This window comes from Arthrobacter sp. TS-15 (assembly GCF_006964045.1).
Lineage (GTDB): Bacteria > Actinomycetota > Actinomycetes > Actinomycetales > Micrococcaceae > Arthrobacter.
Window position 1 is genome coordinate 318,370 of record NZ_SDXQ01000029.1, and the last position, 22,606, is coordinate 340,975.

Annotated in this window: 19 protein-coding genes, 1 other RNA gene and 1 pseudogene; 14 read left to right on the plus strand and 7 right to left on the minus strand. The window is 59.9% G+C overall.

Translation table 11 applies throughout. The features are described from left to right. Positions 1–26: 26 nt before the first annotated feature. From EU811_RS11695 to EU811_RS11725, 7 genes are all read right to left on the minus strand, one after another. Positions 27–1,055, minus strand: a complete 1,029-nt coding sequence (locus tag EU811_RS11695; RefSeq protein WP_142938574.1) for a lysylphosphatidylglycerol synthase domain-containing protein — start codon at positions 1,053–1,055, stop codon at positions 27–29. Beyond that, positions 1,052–1,807 carry a glycosyltransferase gene (locus EU811_RS11700; RefSeq protein ID WP_223940534.1) on the minus strand — a complete coding sequence of 252 codons (756 nt, stop codon included), beginning with the start codon at positions 1,805–1,807 and terminating at the stop codon, positions 1,052–1,054. Before EU811_RS11700 ends, EU811_RS11695 begins: the two co-directional genes overlap by 4 nt. A 213-nt stretch (positions 1,808–2,020) precedes the next feature. Further along, positions 2,021–5,104 carry a chitobiase/beta-hexosaminidase C-terminal domain-containing protein gene (locus EU811_RS11705; protein WP_142938661.1) on the minus strand — a complete coding sequence of 1,028 codons (3,084 nt, stop codon included), beginning with the start codon at positions 5,102–5,104 and terminating at the stop codon, positions 2,021–2,023. Further along, positions 5,104–5,631 carry a hypothetical protein gene (locus tag EU811_RS11710; protein WP_142938662.1) on the minus strand — a complete coding sequence of 176 codons (528 nt, stop codon included), beginning with the start codon at positions 5,629–5,631 and terminating at the stop codon, positions 5,104–5,106. The genes EU811_RS11705 and EU811_RS11710 overlap by 1 nt, the downstream gene beginning before the upstream one ends. Before the next feature lie 84 nt (positions 5,632–5,715). Next, positions 5,716–6,507: a hypothetical protein gene (locus EU811_RS11715; protein ID WP_223940533.1), complete on the minus strand. Its 792-nt coding sequence runs from the start codon at positions 6,505–6,507 to the stop codon at positions 5,716–5,718. Between the two features lie 142 nt (positions 6,508–6,649). After that, positions 6,650–7,996, minus strand: coding sequence for a hypothetical protein (locus tag EU811_RS11720; protein ID WP_142938577.1), 1,347 nt, complete (start codon positions 7,994–7,996; stop codon positions 6,650–6,652). 287 nt (positions 7,997–8,283) lie between these two features. After that, positions 8,284–11,025 carry a GH25 family lysozyme gene (locus EU811_RS11725; protein WP_238703389.1) on the minus strand — a complete coding sequence of 914 codons (2,742 nt, stop codon included), beginning with the start codon at positions 11,023–11,025 and terminating at the stop codon, positions 8,284–8,286. Positions 11,026–11,307: 282 nt separating this feature from the next. On the opposite strand from EU811_RS11725, the gene EU811_RS11730 reads away from it, so the two are divergent. From EU811_RS11730 to EU811_RS11795, 14 genes and pseudogenes are all read left to right on the plus strand, one after another. Further along, a complete protein-coding gene (locus EU811_RS11730; protein WP_142938579.1) occupies positions 11,308–12,531 on the plus strand; it encodes a CpaF family protein in 1,224 nt (407 codons plus the stop codon). Continuing rightward, positions 12,531–13,385 carry a type II secretion system F family protein gene (locus EU811_RS11735; RefSeq protein WP_142938580.1) on the plus strand — a complete coding sequence of 285 codons (855 nt, stop codon included), beginning with the start codon at positions 12,531–12,533 and terminating at the stop codon, positions 13,383–13,385. Before EU811_RS11730 ends, EU811_RS11735 begins: the two co-directional genes overlap by 1 nt. Continuing rightward, complete coding sequence (locus EU811_RS11740; RefSeq protein ID WP_142938581.1) at positions 13,382–14,323, plus strand: type II secretion system F family protein; 942 nt, start codon at positions 13,382–13,384, stop codon at positions 14,321–14,323. Before EU811_RS11735 ends, EU811_RS11740 begins: the two co-directional genes overlap by 4 nt. A gap of 94 nt (positions 14,324–14,417) precedes the next feature. Next, on the plus strand, positions 14,418–14,657 hold the full coding sequence (locus EU811_RS11745) for a hypothetical protein (RefSeq protein ID WP_142938582.1): 240 nt from the start codon (positions 14,418–14,420) through the stop codon (positions 14,655–14,657). 8 nt (positions 14,658–14,665) lie between these two features. Further along, a complete protein-coding gene (locus EU811_RS11750; RefSeq protein WP_142938583.1) occupies positions 14,666–15,091 on the plus strand; it encodes a TadE family protein in 426 nt (141 codons plus the stop codon). A 157-nt stretch (positions 15,092–15,248) separates the two neighbouring features. Next, on the plus strand, positions 15,249–15,638 hold the full coding sequence (locus tag EU811_RS11755) for a hypothetical protein (protein WP_308196338.1): 390 nt from the start codon (positions 15,249–15,251) through the stop codon (positions 15,636–15,638). Then, on the plus strand, positions 15,635–16,090 hold the full coding sequence (locus EU811_RS11760) for a pilus assembly protein TadG-related protein (RefSeq protein ID WP_142938585.1): 456 nt from the start codon (positions 15,635–15,637) through the stop codon (positions 16,088–16,090). Before EU811_RS11755 ends, EU811_RS11760 begins: the two co-directional genes overlap by 4 nt. Positions 16,091–16,187: 97 nt before the next feature. Next, complete coding sequence (prfB, locus tag EU811_RS11765; RefSeq protein WP_142938586.1) at positions 16,188–17,306, plus strand: peptide chain release factor 2; 1,119 nt, start codon at positions 16,188–16,190, stop codon at positions 17,304–17,306. Positions 17,307–17,503: 197 nt separating this feature from the next. Next, on the plus strand, positions 17,504–18,268 hold the full coding sequence (gene ftsE, locus EU811_RS11770; protein WP_017198501.1) for a cell division ATP-binding protein FtsE: 765 nt from the start codon (positions 17,504–17,506) through the stop codon (positions 18,266–18,268). After that, positions 18,265–19,179 carry a permease-like cell division protein FtsX gene (ftsX, locus tag EU811_RS11775; protein ID WP_142938587.1) on the plus strand — a complete coding sequence of 305 codons (915 nt, stop codon included), beginning with the start codon at positions 18,265–18,267 and terminating at the stop codon, positions 19,177–19,179. The genes ftsE and ftsX overlap by 4 nt, the downstream gene beginning before the upstream one ends. 55 nt (positions 19,180–19,234) lie before the next feature. After that, positions 19,235–20,650, plus strand: a complete 1,416-nt coding sequence (locus EU811_RS11780; RefSeq protein ID WP_142938588.1) for a M23 family metallopeptidase — start codon at positions 19,235–19,237, stop codon at positions 20,648–20,650. A gap of 76 nt (positions 20,651–20,726) precedes the next feature. Beyond that, entirely contained in the window at positions 20,727–21,197 is a 471-nt protein-coding gene (gene smpB / locus EU811_RS11785; protein WP_017198498.1) for an SsrA-binding protein SmpB, read from the plus strand. Between the two features lie 98 nt (positions 21,198–21,295). Beyond that, positions 21,296–21,664: a transfer-messenger RNA gene (gene ssrA, locus EU811_RS11790) on the plus strand. A gap of 285 nt (positions 21,665–21,949) precedes the next feature. Then, a pseudogene (locus EU811_RS11795) lies at positions 21,950–22,594 on the plus strand (S1C family serine protease); the annotation flags it as partial. Between the last annotated feature and the right edge of the window lie 12 nt (positions 22,595–22,606).

Here is a 22,606-nt window from a genome sequence, read left to right on the forward strand (position 1 = left end):
TATTGGCCCGGGGCATCCGGAACCCGCTACTTGGCCTCGGCGGTGGAGTCAGCGGGGGTCTTGGAGACGGACTGCTGCCGCCACCGGAAGTGAACAAAAGCGATACCGACGCACAGCAGGTCCGCAATGGTGAACATGATTCGTGACAGGGCTGCGATTGCTGTTGCAGCGCCGGCGCTCATCATTCCGGCCAGGGCAAGGATGAGGATGGCTTCCCGGGCACCAACGCCGGCAGGAAGCAGGAATGCGAGTACACCCAAGGTCATGCCAAGCGCCAAAGCGCCGGTCAGGACCAGGAACGTCGCGAGGTCCAGGGTGGCCTCGTGGCCGACCAGGATCCACAAGTGCAGGCCAAAGCACAGGTACATCAGAACGCCAAGGATGAAGGCCTTCACCATGGTGTTGGCCTGAATACGCTCGGGAAGCGGCGGACGGCGGAAGACCCGCAGGACGATATTGACCAGGAACGTCACAACGTTCGGGTTCATCGCCAGGATCACTACAGGGAGTATGACGTACAGCCACTGCAGATTTGGCTGACGCTGGACCAGTATCGGAAGAGCCGAAGCTCCAACTACCAATGCCGCTCCGATGGTGATCCCCGTACTCACCAGGGATGCAACGAACACCTGCGCACGCGCGATGCCGTTCTTACGTCCAAGCTCCATCTGCAGCACGAACGCCCACACGGAACCGGGCAGGTATTTGCCGATTTGGCCGACGAGGTAGATCTGGTTGAGCACCAAGCCCTGGGGTTCGATGTCTACTGACCGTAGGAGGCTTGCCATGACGACGCGCCACATAAACATCCCGAGGAGAACACCAGGGATGAGTGCCAAGAGGGACAGCAGGACCTGCCACCACTGCAGGGCGAAAACTGTGGCCTGCACCTGCGGCCATTGGACTGCAATGAAGTACACTGCGGCGGCGAAAACGATGACCACCAGCGCGCGCCGTGCGAAGTCAACCAGCTTGGCTTTCGTGGTCTTTGCAGGCGGCTGTTCCTGGTTCAGATCGTTGTCGTTTGACGGAGTCTCTGCGATTGAATCCGTCATGAGGCGTGCGTTCCCGCGCTGGGAGCCGCGGCGAACTCCCGCCGGCGGCGACGCATGGCCACCAGTCCTTTGAACATCTTCACGACGTCGGCAGTCCGGATGGTTGTTTCGCCCGGTTCGTCGTCGGGTGCCAGAGTGACGGGCACTTCGACGATCTGGAAGCCTTGCTTTTCAGCGGCATAGACGACTTGGGTGCTGAAGAGGAACCCGGGATCGTCGAAGCGGTCAACCATGCTTCGAAGCCACTCGCCGTCAACAATCAGGGTTCCCTGGGAGTCGCCGATCTTGGATCCAAGGATGACCTGACGCAGGGTCTTAAAGCCGAAGGTGGTGATTCCACGGATTGCACTTCGCTCAGTGACCGAGTCCTTGTGGGCCTTCGAACCGATGACAACGTGTGGTTTGGTGGCTAGTTTCTTGTCTTCGTCCAGATCATCCGTGCCGAAGGGGAGATCGTCGGCCGTAAGGAGTACCCGGCGGCCGGAGCTGGCTTCGATGCCCCTGCGGTAGGCATTTCCCATGCCCTTTTGGCTCTGGAGAACCTGGAACGTCACGTGGGGAGTGTCCACCGCGTGCTTGTGGGCGACCTCGAGTGTTTTGTCGGAAGAACCATTCTCCACGATGATGATCTCGGAGGTGCCACTGGTCAAGTAGCCGGAAAGACGGGCCATTGTTGCCGCCAAAATCCGTTCTCCGTTATAGACCGGGATCACAACGGAGAGATCCGGTTGGCCTGCCTGGTCGAAAGTCAAGACTCTCCTCGGTAGTTCGTGCCGACGAATTCTTGAACGCCAGCCGCAGCCCGCAACGCTGGTGTCACGAGTTCCTTGCAAACCCTCAGTCTAGTTCATTGTTGGATGCCTTCTGTGGAAGGGCAGCAGCTTCGCCGCCCATGGCAGACAAAAGGGGTGCACCGGATATTCTCCGATGCACCCCTCGAAACAGCAAGCTACGTCCGGCCCCTATCAGGGGAGCGAAGTGAATCCTTGCCATCCGTTGCCGACCTGGCCCCAGGCCAGCCAGCCGCCGGAACCGTTGCCGGGATAGAGCCACAGATTGCCGTTGGCATCCCGGGCGAGGACATCAGCTTTGCCGTTGCCGTTGAAATCGCCAGGTCCGAGCAGCGCCGTCATGCCACTCCATCCGCTGCCGATCTGCGTGCGCGTTCCCCAGCCGCTGCTGCCGTTGCCTGGGTAGAGCCACAAGCCGCCGCCCGTATCCCGGGCAATGACATCGGTCTTCGAATCACCGTTGAAGTCGCCGGTGCTGAAGATGGCATTCATGACGTTCCACCCTGCTCCGACCTGGGTCCGGCCGGCGCTGAACTTACCTAGTCCGTCACCCTTGTAGAGCCACAGCACTCCGGAGGCATCCCTGGCCAGGACATCGGATTTGCCGTCTCCGCTGAAGTCGCCCGGTGCCAACACGGCCGTGAAGCCGCTCCAGCCGGCACCTACAGCTTCCGCAGGTTGCCACCCACCTGCGCCGTTGCCCCTGAAGAGCCAGATCTGGCCCGACGCATCCCTCGCCAGCACATCGCTTCGTCCATCGCCGCTGAAGTCCCGCGTGGGGATGATCAGGTTGTAGTTGTTCCACGATGTACCGGTGTTGACCTTTACCAACCAACCGCCGGTGCCATTGCCCGGATAGAGCCACAACGTACCAGCAGCGTCCCTGGCGAGGACGTCATTCTTGGCGTCGGAGTTGTAGTCCTTCCAAGTGTTTGCCGGCGCCGCTGGAAGTGTGTACGTCTGCGAGGCCACCGCGGATTGGTTCCCGGCAGCATCAACCGCGAAGTACTTCACCGTGGTAGTGGACGCCGGAGTAACTGTCACCGTCGTGGTCCCGGAGGGGCTTGAAACGGTTGGAGTGGAGTTGTCCGTGGTGTAGTAGATCTTCGCCCCGGACTCCGTAGTCAACGTGACCTTTTGACCAAGGGTGAGCTTTCCGCCCAAGGGGCTTGCAGTCACCGTTGGGGCGACGTTGTCCAGTACGTACACCTGGGATTGAGGTGCGGAGGCATTGTTGGCTGCGTCCACGGCAATGTACTGGATGGTCTTGTTTCCCATGGTGATGGGACCGGTGTAGAGCGTGCTGGCAGCGGTGGGAGTGGTGCCATTGTCCGTGTAGTAGATCTTGGCATCGGGCTCATTCGCGGTCAGCGTGACCTTGGTTGCAGGTCCGTACGTTCCGCCTACGGGACTGGCTGTCACCGTCGGTGGAGTCGTGTCAGCTACGAAGACCGTGAAGTTGACGCCCGCAACAGTGGTGTTGCCTGCCCCGTCCCTGGCCTCTACCTCGAACCTCTTTGGTCCGTTCGCGATGTCCGCGTAGACCTTCGGCGAGGTGCATGCGGTAAAGGCATCGGTTCCCAAGCGACAGCGGAATCCCGCCACGTCCGGGGAGCTGGAGCCAAATTGGAACTGGTAGCCAGCACCTACGGTAGCTCCGCTGGCCGGAGCTGTGATGGCCACCTGGGGGGCGGTCAGATCAGCTGTCACTGTTTGTGCAGCAACGGGGCTGACGTTGCCGGCCCGGTCTGTACTGCGGATCCTCAAAGTGTGCGCACCTTCTGTGGTGAGCGTGAAAGTGTCTCCGGGTACACAAGCCTGGAAAGCGGCGTCGGCCGTCGAGTCGACTGAACAGGTGAGCGCTGTTCCCGGCTCGAACGTGGCACCCAGGACAGGTTTACCGTTGACTACCTGTCCACTGTTTGGAGCGGTGAAGACAGGCGCAGCAGGTGCGACCGTGTCCACAGTGAAGCTCCTGGACACCGGGACTCCACCCGGGGCAGGCCTTACGGAGAAGGTCTGGGGTCCGTTGAGCAGTGCAGCTGACGTATACGTTCCGCCTGTGCAGTTCACCCACGTGCCGCCCATTGAACATTCCAAGGCACTGCCGGCCGGTTCAGCGGTCACAACGAACGTTGGTGTGGTGTCATTGGTGAATTCGGGGTTGGGGGCCAGTGCACCGTTGGCCAGCGTGGGTCCTGAGGTAATTTTGGCCACCGCGCCGCCAAGGATGCTGATACTGCCCCGGCCGGTACCCGGGGTTGAGCCCAGTTGTCCCGGATCGTCCAGGACCAGAAGTTGACCCCCACGCATGCCCAGGCCGCTGATTTTGCTGAATCCCAAGGCCCATTGGTTGTCGACTGCGCCGGTGCTGAGGTTTAGCCGCGATACCTTGTCTGCGCCCGCCGTGGTGCCGCTGCTCGTCCCTGTGTAGATAACGTGGGCGTCGTAGTCGTAGAAGATCGCTGAAGCGACGCCTACGTTGTAGGAGGTCAACGGTACGTAATCTGTCATTTCACCGTTGCCCGGAGCGGAGAATGCCCGGAGGCCACTGGTTTCGAGTACATAGACACTGACGTGTCCATTGCTGTCCCAGCCTGCTGCAACAAGGCCCAGCGCCCGAGTGGTGACCGATGCGATGGATTCGATGCTCGGATGCATGATGGTCGGATCAACGATCTTGATGATGGAGCGGGCATTTGCGAAAGACAGGTAAATGTTGCCGTCAGGGCCGTCGGAAACTGCATTGGGACGAACGTCGCCATCGAGGACCGTCAGCGTACTGCTGTATTCGAAGAGGTCCAGCGGCGGATTCCACACTGCCCGGACAAGATGTGAACTCCCCACAGCGGAGTCGGGGATGAATGCTGTCTCATCACCGTTGCCTATGGATCCAGGCGTCGGATCAAGGACGATGGAGACTCCTGGAACCTTGGGTCCTGGCCCGGCATCGGGTGAGGTTCCGCCCAGGCACGTGTCCTGTTCAATGGTGCCTGCATTTCCGTTCACTGGTTCGGACATCCGGCAGAAACCGGCCACGCTGTCTGAAACCCACATCCGCCCAATCGGGTCCAGCACCGTCCCCGCCGGCTTGGTAAGCCCGATCCCAATGATTTGTTTCTGTTGGTCTGCATGGGCTGGGGTGCTTGAGACCACCGCCGACATACCTGCCACCGTCAGAAGAACCGCAGCCAATGCTGTGATGATCTTGTGTCCCCGAAGCCGCCAACCGGCGTCGTTCCTTTTTTGCTGTTCCATCACGCCACTTCCTTCAGCCACTTGGTCAGGACTGCGGCCTGAGGTGCCATGGGGGCCAGCGTGAGCGCTCCCTTAACAATGGGAACTCCACCAAGCCCATAGAGTGCGGTACTGATGGTTGGCGGATTGTTTCTGGTGCAGGCTTTGATAATCGCAAGACAAATGTCAGTGCGCGCGCCGGTGGCTCCGGCTTCTACAGCGACATTAACCGCGGCATTTTCTTCCGCTTCCAATACTTGGGGCTGAGGGCCCACATAAGTCACTACGACGTCGGAGAATTTTTTGTATTGGGTGTTTGCCCAAACCTCTTGAAGGCTCGACAAGATGATGAGCGGATTCCCGTTGGGTCCGCGACACTCGAATTGATAGCGCTTTACTGGTTCAGGTCTTTCGACGCGTGGTTTGTCGGCATCGCCGGCATTCGTCACGCCCAGTTTGAATGGCTCAACATTTTCAACGACCTTGACCGAGCAGCCTGTAAGAACGAGACCGGCTAGGCCAAGCTGGACGACAACGCGTCTTGGCATGTCCACCGAGGGATCCCCACTTCATTCGGATGCTCCCCAGCTCCGCATGCAGTTGGATTTTCGCCCCAGCCGTTACCGGCTGCATTACTCCATCTTCTCCCAAATTCCGCATTTGTCACTAGTTAGGACGTCTTTTTCTTCAAGGATTATTCCGGATTGACCTTCTGCTGCCCCGCCCGAGGCCTTTTTGCTGCCATCAGAGGCCGAGACCGACCAGGTGCAGGCCTCGGGCGGGGTCTTCCGGAGCTGGAACTTCCCCGGAACCAGGCCGCCGTCGGCTACTGCATACTCGCCGTCTGCAGCCCGTTCGCCTGATGCCCAGAGCCCTATGATTCTTCCTTGTGGTGCCCTCGGGCAAAGCTCACTGGCGGCCTGCAGCATCTGCCGGCTGCTTCGTCCGAAAAGCTCTGACGCAGCGTCATCGCTGACCCGCGTGCATAGTGCCAGTGCCGTCAGGTAGGTGTCGAGACCTTCTGAGGGAGTAATGCCGGGCTTTGCCAGGGAGATGATCCTTGCTTCATCCTCAGTGGGTTCGAAGGGAAGGGGGCCTTCAAAGCTCGCGGTGCATGAAGACAGCCGCACATATTCTGTCGAAGCCCACACCTCGGCAAGGCTTGAGTACGTAACATCCGGAACAGCCTCGTTGAGGTTCGAGCACGTATAGAGAAACCGGCCCGAATCATCAGGGGCACCGGCACCCTGGCCGCTGCCACTAGCTGCTGTGGTGGGTTCGGGATCCGACGCTGGCGATGAAGGAGTTGAGCTCGGAGGTGCCGACGCGGAGGAAGGGGCGGTAGGGGCGGGCGGTGCTGTTGGCCCGGAGCATCCGGCAATCAGCAGTATCAGCGCCGCAGCGGCCGGGTACAAGGTTCTCATGATGACCTCCACCTCCATGGTTGTCGTACCGCGAGTGCCGGTCAATGAATTTGCCCCGGAATCGGGTATCGATACCGCTACAAAATGGTGCAACCGTCGAAGGCCCTGCTCCTTGGACCAGGGCCTTCCGCAGTGATGGTTTTCAGGCGAACATCGAGTTCAGGGTGTTGATGACCGTTGCTTCAACGCCTGTTGTTCCACCCCGGAAGTGGCCGATGTGTCCGTAAACGGTCATGGAGCCTCCCGCAATGCCCGGATGGTCAGGATCCCAGCCGCCCTCGTAGCTGCCCCCGGATGAATAGGGTGGCAGGAACTGCGCACTGGGGACGTAGTAGCAGGACTCGTTTCCGTAACCACCAACAATCACTCCGTTGGCGCCTCCGAATCTTCCACGGAAGTATGCGGCATAGCCGCTGACCAGCTCTCCACCGACGATTCCGATCCTCAGCTGAGGGCTGCCCCCGAACTTCCACACTTGGAACGGGCAGACAACCGACGTCTCATAGCTGCCGCTATCGATTCGACCGATCATGACTTGGGCATGGCGGCCGTACCACGCCGGGTTTCCGTCCAGATTGGGCAGACGGGAAGCGTAAGCGGCGCGTACCGCTGCCATGTTCCCGGCCGTGGGCGTGATGTCCAGCGGGATCTGCACTTCCTGATAGCTGGTCTGGAGGGGGCTGCCAATGGACCTTCCCGGTGTTTGCATGGCCCGGTCAACAGCAGCGCCGAGGGTGGTGGCATACTCATCCCTCAGCTCCCAGCTGGGCACTCCCATGGGGTTCTGGTCTCCAGCCGCTCCCTGGAGGAACAAGGCAAAGCACTCGGGGTTGGTGTTTTCGATGTAGTTGCATGCTCCGGCGGGATAATCGCCGTCGAAAAGCGTGCGCATACCAGCGGCCACAGGGTGGCAAGCGTAGTTGAAAATAACCGCAGCGGCGTTGCCGTTTGGCTTGCGCGCGACGATGACCGGAACAGTGTTCTCAAGATAGGGCAATCCCACCCTGTTGTACGCGATGCTGGCAGTGGTGACTTTGTAGTCCAAGGTGACCGGCGTCTGGGCTGCGTTCAGCGCTTCACTGGCAGCCTGTACGAGATCGTTCTCCAAATGCTGGCTGTACGTCTCCACCATGGACAGATCCGACAACCCATAGCACATGAACGGATGCAGGGTGTCCACCACGGCCGGTCCGTTGTGGGTGTGCGTGGACTGGATCAGGATGTCGCCGTTGGACCAGCCCGCCAGCGCCAGGATCCGTTGCCGGGCCCGTTGGTGGATAGACCTGGGGAGGGCAAGAATGTCCACGCTCATGATCAGGTTGGGGGAGCCGTTTTCCCACAGTACGATCGCACGAACCCACAATGATTCGTAGGGTGCACTGCTGGTGGCCTCCCGGCCGCCGTCGAGAGTCCCGTACCCCGCCATGTAGGGATTGACGTCAAGCGGCGGCGAAATGCTGACCTTGGCCGTTGAAACGGTAAACGCCATGAAAGATCACTCCTTGATTGTGCGCATTGGTGACCTTCGTTTGCCCCCAAACAAAGCCCGTTTCCCGAATGCGCTGAACAGCCAATACGTGAGACCACCTTCATTAGATCACGCAACCCCGTGATTTAGACCCCGTCCTTCGACCGAAACATTATTTGTTTCCTTTAGAGAGTTTTTCCAAATGCGAAAGGACCTGCACGCTCAATTATGGAGCGTGCAGGTCCTTCTCAAATTCCGGGACCTCAGCTGAGCTGGGCCGATCCGGGGGGGGCTTAACCGGCGGGGGCCTAACCGGCGGGGGTGAAAATTTTCAGAGCGCCCCAATCGGTGCCCACCCTGGTGGGCGTGCCCCAGCTTCCCTTCTGTCCCAGAGGGTAGTAACGCAGATCGCCGCCAGTTGTCCGTGCCAGGATTCCGGTGGACCCGGCTCCGGCGAATCCACGGATGGCTCCATAGCTGTTGATCACGTTCCAGCCGACCCCCACGGTGTTGGCCGGTTCCTGCACGAATGATCCACTGCCATTTGATCTGTAGAGCACCAACTCGCCGGCAGTATTCTTAGCCAGCAGATCCATATTCGAGTCTTTGTCGAAGTCCACCTGGATGATGCTCAAGCCGGACCAACCCGTACCAATCTGCACGCGCGCTCCCAATCCTGCGCCGGACGGGTTGCTGATATGGAATAAACGACCTGAGGGGTCGTATCCTACGATGCTGGGCCTGGCATCGGACTTCTTCCACGAACCCACTGTGAGGGTCCAGTCCTTCCAGCCGGTGCCGAGGCTGATCGGGGCCCCGTAGCCACGACCCTTGAACCCCGGGTAGACGCTGAGCCGCCCGTCATTCCATTGCGCAAGGATGTCCAAGGCGCCGTCTTTGTTCCAGTCTGTCAGGAAACCTGCCTTTAGGCCGGTCCACTGTACGCCGATAAGTTCGGCAGGCAGTAAGGAAGTGGAACCTGATCCCGGGTATCGGTACAGGTTGCCGTCCTGGCGGGCAGCGACGACGTCTTGCGTGTCGACTCCCAGAGTTGCCTCGACGTTGACAGGCGCTCCACTGATGACGTTTGCGTCATTCCAGCCCACGCCGATGAGGAAGCGGTTACCCCAGGACTCGGAGACCGCAGGATAGTAGTAAAGGTCGCCGTTGGCGGTTCGGGCTTGAAGTCCCTGCGAACCGGCGCCGTTGAAACCGGCTGCGGAGCTCACCGATGTCATGGCAGACCAGCCGTTTCCAATCACCCGGCTCGGTTCGGCAAAGAACGAACCTACGCCGTTTGAACGGTAGAGGCGCATAGTGCCATCGTTGGTTCGGGAGACGATGTCCTGGTTGCCGTCACCGTCGAAGTCCAATTGGTTGAACTGGTGCCCACCGAATCCGGTCCCGATCAGCACGCCGCCGCTGAGGGCGCCCGCGCCGGCATTCGTATAGCGGTAGAGGTTTCCTTTGCCATCCTGCCCAATAACACCGGGATATGCGTCCTTGGAGTTCCACCATCCCACGGTCAGCGACATCTCCTGCCACCCTGTTCCCACGAGTATCGGAGTGAGGAAACCGCCGCCCGACGTTCCTCTGAAGACTTGGAGCGAGCCATCCGACCATTGAGCGAGGATGTCCTGGACGCCGTCCTGGTTCCAGTCAACGACGTGGACGGATTGCGCGGTTCCCCAACCGGACCCTATGGCTACCGGCCCTGTGATGCGGCCCTGTCCGTCCGCCGGGAAATTGTCCAGGCGCCCGGAGGGCATGACGGCGAGTAGGTCGGCCCCGGATCGGATCGAAGGGCTGGAAGGGCGGGAGGCGCCTCGCGCGAAGGTTCGAAGCTGGTCATAGGTGCCATTGAAGATGTTTGAATCACCTTCGAAGGGACCGGTGCTGCTGTACTGCCACATGGTGTAGTTGTCCCAACTGACGGGCATGTTCCCGGGCGAGTTGGTGGGGTTGTTCCAATAGGAGGCGAGCCACAGCGGATAGTTTCCGAAGGTCGGGTTCCCTACGCAGGTGTTCCACCAATCGGTGGTGCTGTAAATGACAGGGAAGCGGCCGGTGAGGGCCTTGACGGTGTTACCAAAATCAGCCGCCCATTGTCCGAGCTGGGCTTTAGACATGTCGTAGCAAGTGTTGCCGAAGTAGAAGCCGTTGATGGTGCGTCCGGCGTAGGGGTTGTATTCGATGTCCAGGACGGGCGGGAGGGTGTAACCGTCGGCAGTCCAACCGCCACCGTTTGCCACGAAGTACCTGGCCTGGTCCGCGCCCGATGACCAGTTGGGGATAGCGAAGTGGTAGGCGCCCCTGACCATGCCTACGTCACGGGAGCCGTTGTACTGCTGTGTGTAGTTTTCATTGAGGTAGTAGTTGCCTTCGGACGCCTTGACGTAGGCCCATCGGGAACCTTGGTTCCATTGGCTTTGCCAGTTGACGTTGCCTTGGTGGGCGCTGACATCCTGCCCGGCGATGCCGATGGTTGGGCGCCAGTGACCCGGGTCGGCCGCCATGGGAACCACCGAATTCACTGCTCCGCCTATTGAACGTGCTCCCGAAGGCGGTGCACTTGCGCTCTGTTGCTTTGACGACAACACCCTTGGCGATCGCTGGCCCATTTCAGCGCCACCGGCCGGAATTGCTGCCCGCATGGCCGCTTTCATGGCATCGGCATTGGGTGCGGTGCCAGGCGTTGCCTGGGGCGTCGGCCGTTGGGCTTCACCCTGCCCCAAGGCCTTCGAGGCTTGCGGCGGTGCAACAGCTGGTGAAGGTTCGACGGCGGGTAGCGGCTCTTGCTGCTTGGGTACCAACGTATTACCCGGCAACTCGCTGCCGGGGGTCGCTGATCCGGAACCGTTTCCGGCCGGGCGGGGACCCTGCGATGGCGAAGTGTCCTGGGCTTCCGACTGCGGAGCCGGTTGCGGTCCGGGGGTCTGGGCCCCTGCAGGCGCCCCAAGGCAACTTCCCCCCACCAAGGCGAGAGTGAGCGCCAGGGCTGCACGTGCCAGCGTGATGCGGCGGACCGGGTCCATCGACTTAATGTTCATTTTCACATCCGGCCCTGTACCGCGGCTCAGCGGCGCATGGGGTGGCTTGCGGACAAGCTCCAGGGCGGGCGCTTGCGCATGAGACCAAAGGCCAGCTCCTAACGGGCTTACCCTAACATTCCGAAACTGGAGTGACTAGTGGGATTGACGATGCTGAGGTGACAGTTGGTGACAGTTATCCACATGCGCTTCACGGCAACTTGAGGCCCCGAATCCGCTCGCCTAGCGTGAGAACTCGAGATGCGCCTCTCGTTTACGTGCTCGCGATCATCGGGGAAAGATGTGGATGCTGTAGAAATCGTCGAAGGAGAAGTCCGGGAGCTCATACGACGCCGCGGCTTGGATCCATTGGAACAAGCCAAGGACGTGCGGCTCCTAGTGGACGCCGCAGTCAACGATTACGACGAACGGGCATTACTGGGCCCGCTGCCTTCGCTCGGACAGCTCGAGGCCGCCCGACAACAAATCTTTGATGCGGTGGCCGGATTTGGCCCCCTGCAGCCACTTCTGGATGATCCCGGAATTGAAGAGGTATGGATCAACGCGCCGCACGAAATCTACGTGGCCCGCAATGGGGAGTCCGAGCTGACGGCCATCAGTCTTAGTGAGCAGCAAGTGCACGATCTTGTTGAAAGGATGCTCAAGAGTTCCGGGCGCCGTGTGGATCTTTCGTCCCCTTTTGTGGACGCGGCCCTTCCGGACGGTTCCAGATTGCATGTAGCGATCCCGGACATCACCCGAAAGCACTGGGCTGTTAACATCAGGAAGTTCATCGCAAGGGCAAGCCGGCTCGAACATCTGGTTGAGCTCGGCAGCCTGACACCCCAGGCTGCCAGATTCCTGGGAGCGTCGGTAGCCAGCGGATTGAACATTCTGGTGTCGGGGGCAACCCAAGCGGGGAAGACCACCATGTTGAACTGCCTGGCTTCAAGCATCGGTTCCCGTGAACGCGTCATCACTGTTGAGGAAATCTTTGAGCTACAGCTGCCTCTGCGCGACGTGGTGGGTTTGCAATGCCGCCAACCCAACCTTGAGGGTGAGGGCGAAATTCCTCTGCGGCGGCTTGTCAAGGAAGCGCTCCGAATGCGTCCTGATCGCTTGATAGTAGGAGAGGTTCGCGAAGCGGAAAGCCTGGACATGCTCATTGCACTGAACTCAGGCTTACCCGGGATGTGTACTGTGCACGCCAATTCCGCCCATGACGCTGTCACCAAGATCTGCACCCTCCCGCTCTTGGCCGGGGCTAATATTTCAAGCGCCTTCGTGGTGCCGACTGTCGCATCATGCATTGACCTCGTAGTGCACTGCGGTCGTCATTCAACCGGGCGCAGGCAGGTGACAGAGATCCTGTCCCTGGGACGGAGGGTGGAGAACGGGATCATCGAGTCCTCCGGAGTTTTCGGGATGGTTGCGGGGCGGCTGCAGCCCCGGGCCAACTCCATGCCTGCAGCGGAAAAGTTTGCGCGTGCAGGCTTTGACGTGGCTGCCCTGCTGGAGTCGAACTGATGGCGCCTCTCCTGGGGATCATCGCCGGCTTGGGAGTCTTTCTCGTGTGGTGGTCCACGTGGGTCCAGCCACCCTCTGAACCCAAACGACACAGACCCCGACGCCTGGACCTTCTCCTGATGTCAGCAGGAATCGAGAAAGTTTCCGGTGGCGGACTCCTGCTAACCTGCGCCGGATTTGGCCTCTTTGCACTGCTTGCGTTTTATGTGCTGACAGGATCCCCGCCAATTGCACTGTGTTTCGCAATTTTCGGCTCCTGGGTTCCTTTTGCCATTGTGCGTTGGCGGGCGGGGAAGCGCAGGAACGCACTGCGGCAGCTATGGCCGGACGTAGTGGACCACTTGCGCTCAGCGATCCGTGCCGGTCTCGCACTACCGGAGGCTTTGATACAGCTGGGACACAACGGGCCCGAAGAACTGCGGGAATTGTTCCTGGATTTCGGGTCCGACTACAGAGCCACCGGCAATTTTGAGGCTGCGGTGAACAAACTCAAAGAGCGCCTCGCTGATCCCGTGGCCGATCGCATCATCGAGGCCTTGCGAATGACCCGCGAAGTGGGCGGCTCCGACCTCGGGCGGATGTTGGGGACTTTGTCGGGCTTCCTTCGTGATAGCGCACGGACGCGTAGCGAGCTTGAAGCCCGTCAATCATGGACCATCAATGCAGCCAGACTCGCCGTAGCCGCGCCCTGGATAGTTTTGGTGGTCATGACAAGCAGGCCTGAAGCCATGCTTGCGTTCAACTCCGGCATCGGCGCCATGGTGTTGCTTGGAGGCCTTGTGGTCTCTGCTTTCTGCTACTCCGTGATGCTTCGGGTCGGCGCCTTGCCAGAGGACGAGCGGGTTTTCGGATGAACACGTCAACCGCTTTAGCCTTGCTGTGCGGCCTGCTTCTGGGTGCCGGATGCTGGTTAATCCTGGCGAGGCTCCCGTTCATGCGGGGAACGAGATTCTCCGAGCGCATCGAACCGCAGTTGAAGTCGCAGAATCTCGAATCACGCCTTCTCCGCAGGCCCACGCACAATCTCACGCCGTTTGGACCCCTGGAACGAATACTCCGGCCTATCATCCGCGATGCGGTCTCCTCCATGTCCCGCTTCAACGTAGGCTCCACCGCCCTTGCAAAGCGCCTTGCCCGTGCCGGTTCAACTAAATCAACGCTGGACTTCCGGGCCGAGCAGCTTCTTTGGGCCGGAGTCGCTTTTGTGCTTGCTGTCATCGTGGTTGTTGCCGGCGCCAGTGCCGGCCGGTTCAGCCCGGTGGTGTCCTGCATCTCGGTCATCGGAAGCGCACTGGGCGGTTACCTGTTGCGCGACTATCTGTTGGGGCAGACGATCAAACGACGCGAATCAAGGATGTTGTCTGAGTTTCCCAGCCTCGCGGAGTTGATGGCGCTCGCCGTCGCTGCGGGGGAGAGCGCAATGGGCGCGATGGACAGGGTAAGTCGGAGCTCCAACGGTGAGCTCTCCGGGGAGTTCGCCACAATCCTGGCGGATACACGATCCGGTAAGCCCCTGACTGAGGCGCTCCAGGCTTTCTCGTCAAGGGCGGAACTGCCACCTTTGGTCAGGTTCATCGACGGACTGGTGGTGGCTGTGGAACGCGGGACGCCCTTGGCAGACGTTCTCCGGGCGCAGGCGGCGGACGTCCGCGATGCCGCACAGCGGGAACTCATGGAGTCCGCGGGGCGAAAAGAAATTGCCATGATGGTGCCGCTCGTCTTCGGAGTGCTGCCCCTGACCGTAGTATTCGCCGCTTTCCCTGCTATCGCTGCATTGGAAATGAGCCTTTGACGTCCAGCCATCAAGCCACCTAGGTAGTCGCTTAACGCGCCACGCACTAAGACGCCACAACACGTCAACACTTCTCGAAACCTTAAGGAAAATCATGAAACAAAGTGCACGCAAACTGTCCGTACTATCACTCCTGCTGCTCGGCTCCTCTTGGTTGTTCGGGCTGATCACACGCAGAGCGTTGCCGCTGCGGAATGACCGCCAACGTGGTGACGTACCGGGCTGGGTGATGATCACCCTCATGTCCGCGATCCTCGTGGCAGGACTTCTTGCCATCGCCACGCCGGCGCTGAGCGACCTCTTCAATCAGGCAATGAGCAAGGTAGGCAAGTAGCGCGCGTGATGGAACGTGCTACATGGATCACCCACGACCGTGTTTCCGTAGGGCCAGCCGGAGCCGCAAAGGAGCGCGGATCCGCGGTGGTTGACTTCGTGTTGGTTGGTGCATTGCTGACTATGTTTTTTATGTCGATTGTTCAACTCATGCTGGTCCTGCATGTGCGGAACACACTCATTGATGCAGCGGCGTCGGGTGCGCGTTACGGGGCGTTGTCGGACCGCACTTTCATGGATGCCCGGGCCAGGACCGCTGAGTTGATCGGTGGCGCCTTGAACCACGATTTTGCCCGTGACGTCACGTCGACTGAAGTCAGTATTGATGGGATACGAACCTTGGAAGTTACGGTGAAGGCACCCTTGCCTGTTGTTGGCCTGATCGGTCCTGGTGGGATGTTGGAGGTCAAGGGACATGCGGATCTCCCGGGTTGACGCGCCAAAGGCTGTGCTGGCCGCTTGCCGGCAAAGGGTGCGCCAGGCCTTGTGCTCGCCGGCCAGATCGCCTGGCGGCGCGTCTGATGGCTCTGCGACTCCTGAACTTCAGAATCCTGGACTTCAGAATCCTGAACGTCAACGGGGAAGCGCCGTCGTGGAATTTACGTTCCTCGCGTTGTTGCTCATGGTTCCTGTGGTCTATTTCGTAGTAACCGTAGGTCAAGTCCAAGGCGGATCCTTTGCGGTGGTGGGTGCTGCGGATCAAGCAGCAAAAGTCTTCGTGACTCAATCGGACCCGGCCATGGCGAGGATTGCGGCGGAGCGTAGTGTGCTCCTTGCCCTCAAGGACTACGGTTATTCGCCCGAACTAGCGAGCGTGGCGATCGAGTGTGATCGTGCGGTTTGTTCGTCGGCGGGTACAACGGTGACTGTGACGGTAAGCCTGGACGTTTCGCTGCCTCTAATGCCGTTCGGGGACTCGCTGCAGTTGAAGGCAAGCCGACTCAGCGCATCAGCGTCGCAGGTTGTGGGGCGTTACCGGTGAGAGTGGTCTCGTCGAGGAGCGGGGCCTCGGAAGAAGGCCAAATAACGGTTCTCATTGTTGGCTTCGTCCTCTTGTCCCTTCTCCTCGCCTCGGTGGTGATGGCTGCTTCCACGGTCTATTTGGAACACAAGAAGCTGCTGTCCCTGGCTGACGGTGCCGCGCTCACGGCAGCGGATTCCTTCGTGGCGGGAGACGTCGGTGGAGCTAGTTTCCCCTCCCCCTCCTTGGTCGAAGCGAGAGTGCTGGCCGCAACGGAGTCGTACCTGAGAGCTGGTAATGCCGGATCCCGGCATGAAAACCTGGCTGTCGCGGAAGGTACCGGAAGTGAGCCTGGCGGGACTGCCGTAGTGGTCCTCACCGCCGTCGTGCGCCCTCCCGTGGTCAGTTTTCTTCTACCGGATGGGATTCTCATCGAGGCGAAAGCGACGGCCCGATCCCGACTGACCCAGTAATAATCCGCCGGGCGGGGAGCTATGGGGGAGTGCCCCACGGGCACGGGGTTAGGGGAGCCATCGGGGAGTGCAATGGATAGCGTACGCTGGGATGATCATGGCTGAAATTGATTTTCCCGCGGAAATCCGCGCACTTCGAGCAACGTACAGCTCCATTGAAAACGTCACCGATGTCGATGCCCTCAAGGCTGAGATCGCTGAGCTGAGCGAGCAGGCAGGGGCTCCGGACCTTTGGGACGATCCTGCTTCCGCCCAGGTCATCACCTCGCGTTTGTCGCACAGGCAGTCTGAAGTTGAGCGCCTGTCCAAGCTTGCGTCCCGTATTGACGACCTCGAAGTCCTTGTGGAACTCGGCCAGGACGAGGGCGACGAGGACTCCATGTCCGAAGCGGCCAAGGAACTTTCCTCCATCCGCAAAGCGCTGGCTGAGCTTGAAATTACTACGCTGCTGTCCGGAGAGTATGACGAACGCGAAGCCGTCGTCACCATCAGGGCCGGAGCCGGTGGCGTTGATGCAGCCGATTTCGCCGAGATGTTGATGAGGATGTACCTGCGTTGGGCTGAACGCCACGGCTATCCGACCACCGTCATGGATACGTCCTACGCTGAAGAAGCGGGCTTGAAATCCGCCACCTTCGAAGTGAAGGCCCCCTACGCCTTCGGCACCTTGAGCGTCGAGGCCGGTACGCACCGGTTGGTTCGCATCAGTCCCTTTGATAATCAGGGACGCCGTCAGACATCCTTCGCTGCGGTAGAAGTCATTCCCTTGATCGAGCAGACGGACTCGATCGAGATCCCGGATAACGAGATCCGTGTTGACGTCTTCCGCTCGTCGGGTCCGGGTGGGCAGTCCGTGAACACCACTGACTCCGCCGTGCGGCTGACACACATCCCTACGGGCATTGTGGTCTCCATGCAGAATGAGAAATCGCAGCTTCAAAACCGTGCGGCCGCCATGCGTGTGCTCCAGTCGCGATTGCTGCTGGTTAAGAAGGAACAACAGGACGCCGAAAAGAAAGCCCTGGCTGGAGACGTCAAGGCGTCCTGGGGCGATCAAATGCGCTCCTACGTCCTGAATCCCTACCAAATGGTCAAGGACCTGCGGACGGAACACGAAGTGGGCAACACCTCGGCCGTACTTGACGGCGACATTGATGACTTCATCGACGCCGGCATCCGCTGGCGTACCGGAAACCGAAACGCGGCAGCCAACTAGGAGTTGGGCTGCCTCATGTGAGCCACATGAACCACATGAGTCTTCGGATTCCGCGACACGCCTTTGAAAGCTGCGGAATTACAGTTGCCCCGTGCGTATAGTCGAGTGGCCGGTGCTCTCACTTCCCCCATCGAAAGCCCGCGCTCCGGCTGTTGGACTGGGCGGCTACGTCATGTCCGGCGGGGTTCTAAAGGGCCATGATCAGATTTGAGAATGTCACCAAGGTCTATGAGCAGAATGCCCGACCGGCGCTCGACTCTGTGAGCCTTGAGATCAACCGCGGCGAATTCACCTTCCTGGTGGGCGCTTCAGGCTCTGGTAAGTCCACCTTCCTTCGGCTGATCCTGAAGGAGGACAAAGCCTCGTCCGGCTCGGTGTATGTCGCGGGCCAGAACGTTGCCAACATTTCGAGCTGGCGTGTTCCAAAGCTTCGGCGCGGAATCGGTGTTGTCTTCCAGGACTTCAGGTTGCTCCCGCAGAAGAATGTGTTCGCGAATGTAGCTTTTGCGATGCAGGTGATAGGTAAGAGTCGCTCCATTATTCGGGAGACAGTGCCGGAGGTCTTGAAGACCGTTGGCTTGGAGGGCAAGGAACGTCGTATGCCCCATGAACTCTCCGGTGGCGAGCAGCAGCGCGTGGCGATTGCTCGCGCCGTCGTCAACCGTCCCGGCATTTTGCTGGCCGACGAACCGACCGGAAACCTCGACCCCATTACCTCAATGGGAATCATGGGCGTCCTGGACAAAATCAACCAGAACGGGACCACGGTGGTCATGGCAACCCACGACGACGACATCGTCAATGAAATGCGCCGCCGCGTAGTGGAACTTAAGAACGGCAAGGTTATTCGCGACGAAGCGAAGGCACTGTACACCTCGATGATTCCGGTGGTTGGCGAGTCGCGCCGGCTCAGGGATGCCAGCGGCGAGGAACTTAACCGTGCGCAGGGGGCACAGCTGTGAGGCTTTTGTTTATCCTGGGGGAAATCGGCAGTGGCCTGCGCCGGAATCTCTCCATGGTCATTTCCGTGGTCCTGGTGACTTTTGTGTCCCTGACGTTCGTCGGTGCGGCAGGAATGCTGCAGATGCAGATCAACCAGATGAAGGGCTTTTGGTACGACAAAGTCCAGGTTGCGGTGTTCCTCTGCAACGATGGCTCGACGGCGGTCGGGTGCGCTTCGGGTTCGGCCACCAAGGAGCAGCAGGCTAACCTGCAGGCGATGCTTGAATCCCCGGCAATCAAGCCGTATATCAACGACTTCCAGTTTGAGTCCCAAGCTGAGGCGTACAAGCATTTCAAGGAGCAGTTCTCCAATTCGCCCATTGTGGACTCCGTTTCTGAAGACCAGTTGCCGGCCTCCTTCCGCATCAACATGAAGAACCCTGAAAAGTACCAAATCATCAGCGAGACGTTTTCTTCGCAGCCCGGTGTTGAGACGGTCAGCGACCAACGGCAGGTGCTGGAACGCATCTTTTCCTGGATGAACGGGGCATCAGTTGCAGCCATCGGCGTGGCGGCGGTGATGATCTTCTGTGCGGTCCTGCTGATCACCACCACCATCCGGCTCTCGGCCTTCAGCCGACGGCGGGAGACGGGAATCATGCGGCTCGTGGGAGCATCAAAGATGGTGATCCAATTGCCGTTCATCCTTGAGGGTGTCATAGCGGCCGTGGTGGGGGCACTGCTGGCCTCCGTCACTCTCTGGCTGATGGCACATTTCTGGCTCAATGGTGATTTGTCGCGTCAGTTCCTGAATACTCCGTTCATCTCCTCCACCCAGGTCCTGGTGATCGCACCGGTCCTGATTGCACTTGGCGCCGGTTTGGCGGGTATATCTTCGCTGTTGACCCTTCGGCGTTACCTGAAGGTGTAACCGTGGATACCCGGAATGAAATAACTGCCATGCTGACAAGCGAAAAGGACTTCTGATGACCACGTTGGACCCGAACCCCCTGCGCCGGCGCTTTGCGCCAGGCCATGCTCGGTTTTTGGGGGCCGTCCTCGCTGTGGGCTTGGCAGTCAGTCTGCTATCGGGCGCGCCAACCGCAACAGCTGACAGCCTGGAAGACCAGCAAGCTGCCTTGGAAGCAGAATCCGCGCGGGTTCAAGCGTCATTGGAGTTTGTTGATGCGAACATCGCAAAGGCTGCCGGTGATCTGGTGATCTACCAGGGCCGCCTTCCCGGAGCGCAGCAGGCGCTGCTGGAGGCGCAGGGCAGGGTGGCCAGTGCGGTCAAGGAAGTCGAAGCTCTTGCCGCCAGGGTTGAACTTGCCCAGCAGAACAAGGCCAAGATTACTGAGCAGCTGGAGAGTGACAAGCAGAAAATCACCGACACCAAGAAGCTGATCGGTCAGATCGCCTCACAGGCGTACAAATCCGGTGGTGTCCCCACCAATATTGCACTGCTGTTCGGATCCAGTGAATCCGGCAGCCTGACAGAGTCCATGGACTTGGCTGATCAGGCCATGCGTAGCCAAAACGCGGCGATGACCAAACTCACCCAGCAGAACGCCACCAATGTGAACTCGCAGGCGAGACTTGTTGCTGTTGAGGAAGAAATCCAAGACCTGAAGAGCAAGGCGGACGCCGCGCTGGAGCGCGAAAAGTCGGCAAGGGATGAAGCTGCGAGCAAAAAAGCTGAAGTCGACAAGCTGATTGAGGACACCACCCGCCTCAATGGGCAACTTCAGGCCGCGAAACCCGGCATTGAAGCCAACCTGGCCCGGGTAAAGGCAGAACAGAATACGATCGCCGCCGAAATCGTGGAGCGCGACCGGAAGCTGAGGGAAGCATGGGAAGCAGAACAACGGCGGATCGCGGAAGCAGCTGCTGCTGCCGCCGCTGCTGCGGCAGCAGCCCAAGGACGGCCTGCACCTCCTGAGCCGCCGTATTCTCCTCCGCCTGCCGGGTCGCCGTCGGCGTTTGGTCTCCGGCACCCGTTCGCCAGCGCTGTTCCCATTACCTCTGGTTTTGGCTGGCGGGCGACACCACCGGGCACCATTGATTTCTATGGCACCGGTGGTTACATGCACACAGGGATCGACTTCGGAGCGGCATGCGGCACGCCCGTCTACGCAGCCGCTGCGGGCGAGGTCTTCAATTCTGGTTGGAACTCTGCCGATGGCGGCGGATGGCGCGTGAAGATCTCCCATGGTGTGGTGCAAGGCAACTCTTTGACCACCATCTACTACCACAACAGCAGCATTGTGGTGGCGAATGGTCAGCAGGTTTCGGCGGGGCAACTCGTTGCCTATTCGGGCAGCACGGGTAACTCGACGGGTTGCCACGCGCACTTCGAAACCTGGCTCAACGGTGCCGCAGTGGATCCCATGACTCTTCTCTAACGTGCGCATGGCGCGCGGAGGCACCGCCGCGCTGGCGTACACTAGTTGAAATCCGCATCTAACAAGGAGTTCTACCGTGCCCAAGGAAAGTGGCCGTAAGGTAGTGGCCACCAATCGAAAGGCCCGGCACAACTACCATGTCCTGGATACCTATGAGGCAGGTATTGCCCTCATGGGAACAGAGGTGAAGTCCCTCCGTGAGGGCCATGCCTCCATGGTTGATGGCTTTTGCACCTTCTACAATGACGAATTGTGGATGGAGGGTATCCATATCCCGGAGTATCACCAGGGGAGCTGGACCAACCATGCCGCCCGCCGGCGTCGTAAGCTTTTGCTGCACCGCGATGAACTGGACAAGATTTCGCAGAAGATTCGTGAGTCCGGATTCACTGTCGTGCCTCTCCAGCTCTACTTCCTGGACGGCCGGGCCAAGGTGGAGATCGCGATTGCCCGCGGTAAGAAGGACTATGACAAGCGTCAGACCCTTCGCGAGCAGCAGGACAAGCGAGAATCTCTGCGTGAGTTGCGCGAGCGCAACCGCCGCTAAGTGGCATGTGTCCGGGGAATGATCCACTGCATGAATGCGTTATGATAAGTAGTCCGACGAGAGTTCAAAGACTCTTGGCGGGTTTGGTAACAAAATACGGGGATGATCGGTTTCGACGATGTTAGTCGCGACAGGTGAAGCGGGCCGAGGATGCAGAATTATCTCGTAAACGCTGTCTGCAAACCAATAAGTGCCGAATCTAAGCGCACTGACTTCGCTCTCGCTGCCTAAGCAGTAAGACAGTCCGTCAGCCCGGGGTTGCTATCGCCCCGGTTCCTGGCGTCATTTAGATAGCCACTGCTGTTTGCCTTCGTCATTGAGGTAAACGGGACTCTTAGATGACTGGGCCCGGATCAGCCACCTGTTCGCAGGATGGCTGGGGCCGAGAAAATCCGACGCGAACTGCGCCCGGAGAAGCCCTGACAAAACGACATCGGACGGGGGTTCAATTCCCCCCATCTCCACCCCTGAAAGCCCTCGGATCCTCGTGATCCGGGGGCTTTCTTTTTGCCGTCTGCAGGGTGCGTTCACCTACGGCGTAGCGCGTTCAGGACTACCGGCACCTGCTTGGCCGTTGTACTGGTTGGGCGCTTCGCCGAAGGATCGCGGTTAAGCGTGGCAGGGCGTTGGCAGGAGGCACGTGATGAGCACAAATCCAGCATTTGAAGAGCAAGCCGCGGACGACCATGAAGCCTTGGACGCGTACTCCCGGATCGTCATAAGCGTTGCTGAATCTGTGACACCCCACGTTGCCGGCATTGCTGGGCAATGCCGACACGTTGCAGGTAGGCCAATTGGTGATTGCCGTGGGCAATCCGCTGGGCCTGGCCGGTTCGGTGACCGCTGGCGTAGTGAGCGGCTTGGGGCGGTCCATTCCCGTGAGGGCAGGCGAGCATAGGCGTGTGATCGAGGATGTCATCCAAACTGGCGCCGCCCTGAATCCGGGAAACTCCGGAGGTGCACTGGCCGACACAAGGGGGCGAATCGTGGGCATCAACACCGCCGTTGCCGGCCTTGGGCTCGGGCTGGCAGTACCAATCAACACCACGACGCAACGGATCATCGCGTCGCTGCTGAGGGACGGCCGCGTTCGCCGCGCATACCTGGGCCTGGTCAGCACGCCCATACCCCTCGATGCGAGTGCGGTGGTTAGGACCGGCCAGAAGGAGGGTCTGCGGGTGGTGGAGGTCATTCCGGGCTCGCCCGCGGAGTTGTCCGGACTCCAAGCAGGGGATGTGGTGTTGCGCGCGCAGGACCGAGCGGTTTCCAGCGCTGAAAGCCTGCAGAAAGTGCTGTTTGCCGAGGCTATCGGCGAAACTTTCCCGTTGACGGTGCTCCGCGATGGCAAGGCCCTCCAGCTCACTGCCGTTCCATCCGAAATGAGTCAGCCGGCGTAGGAGTTCCCGGCT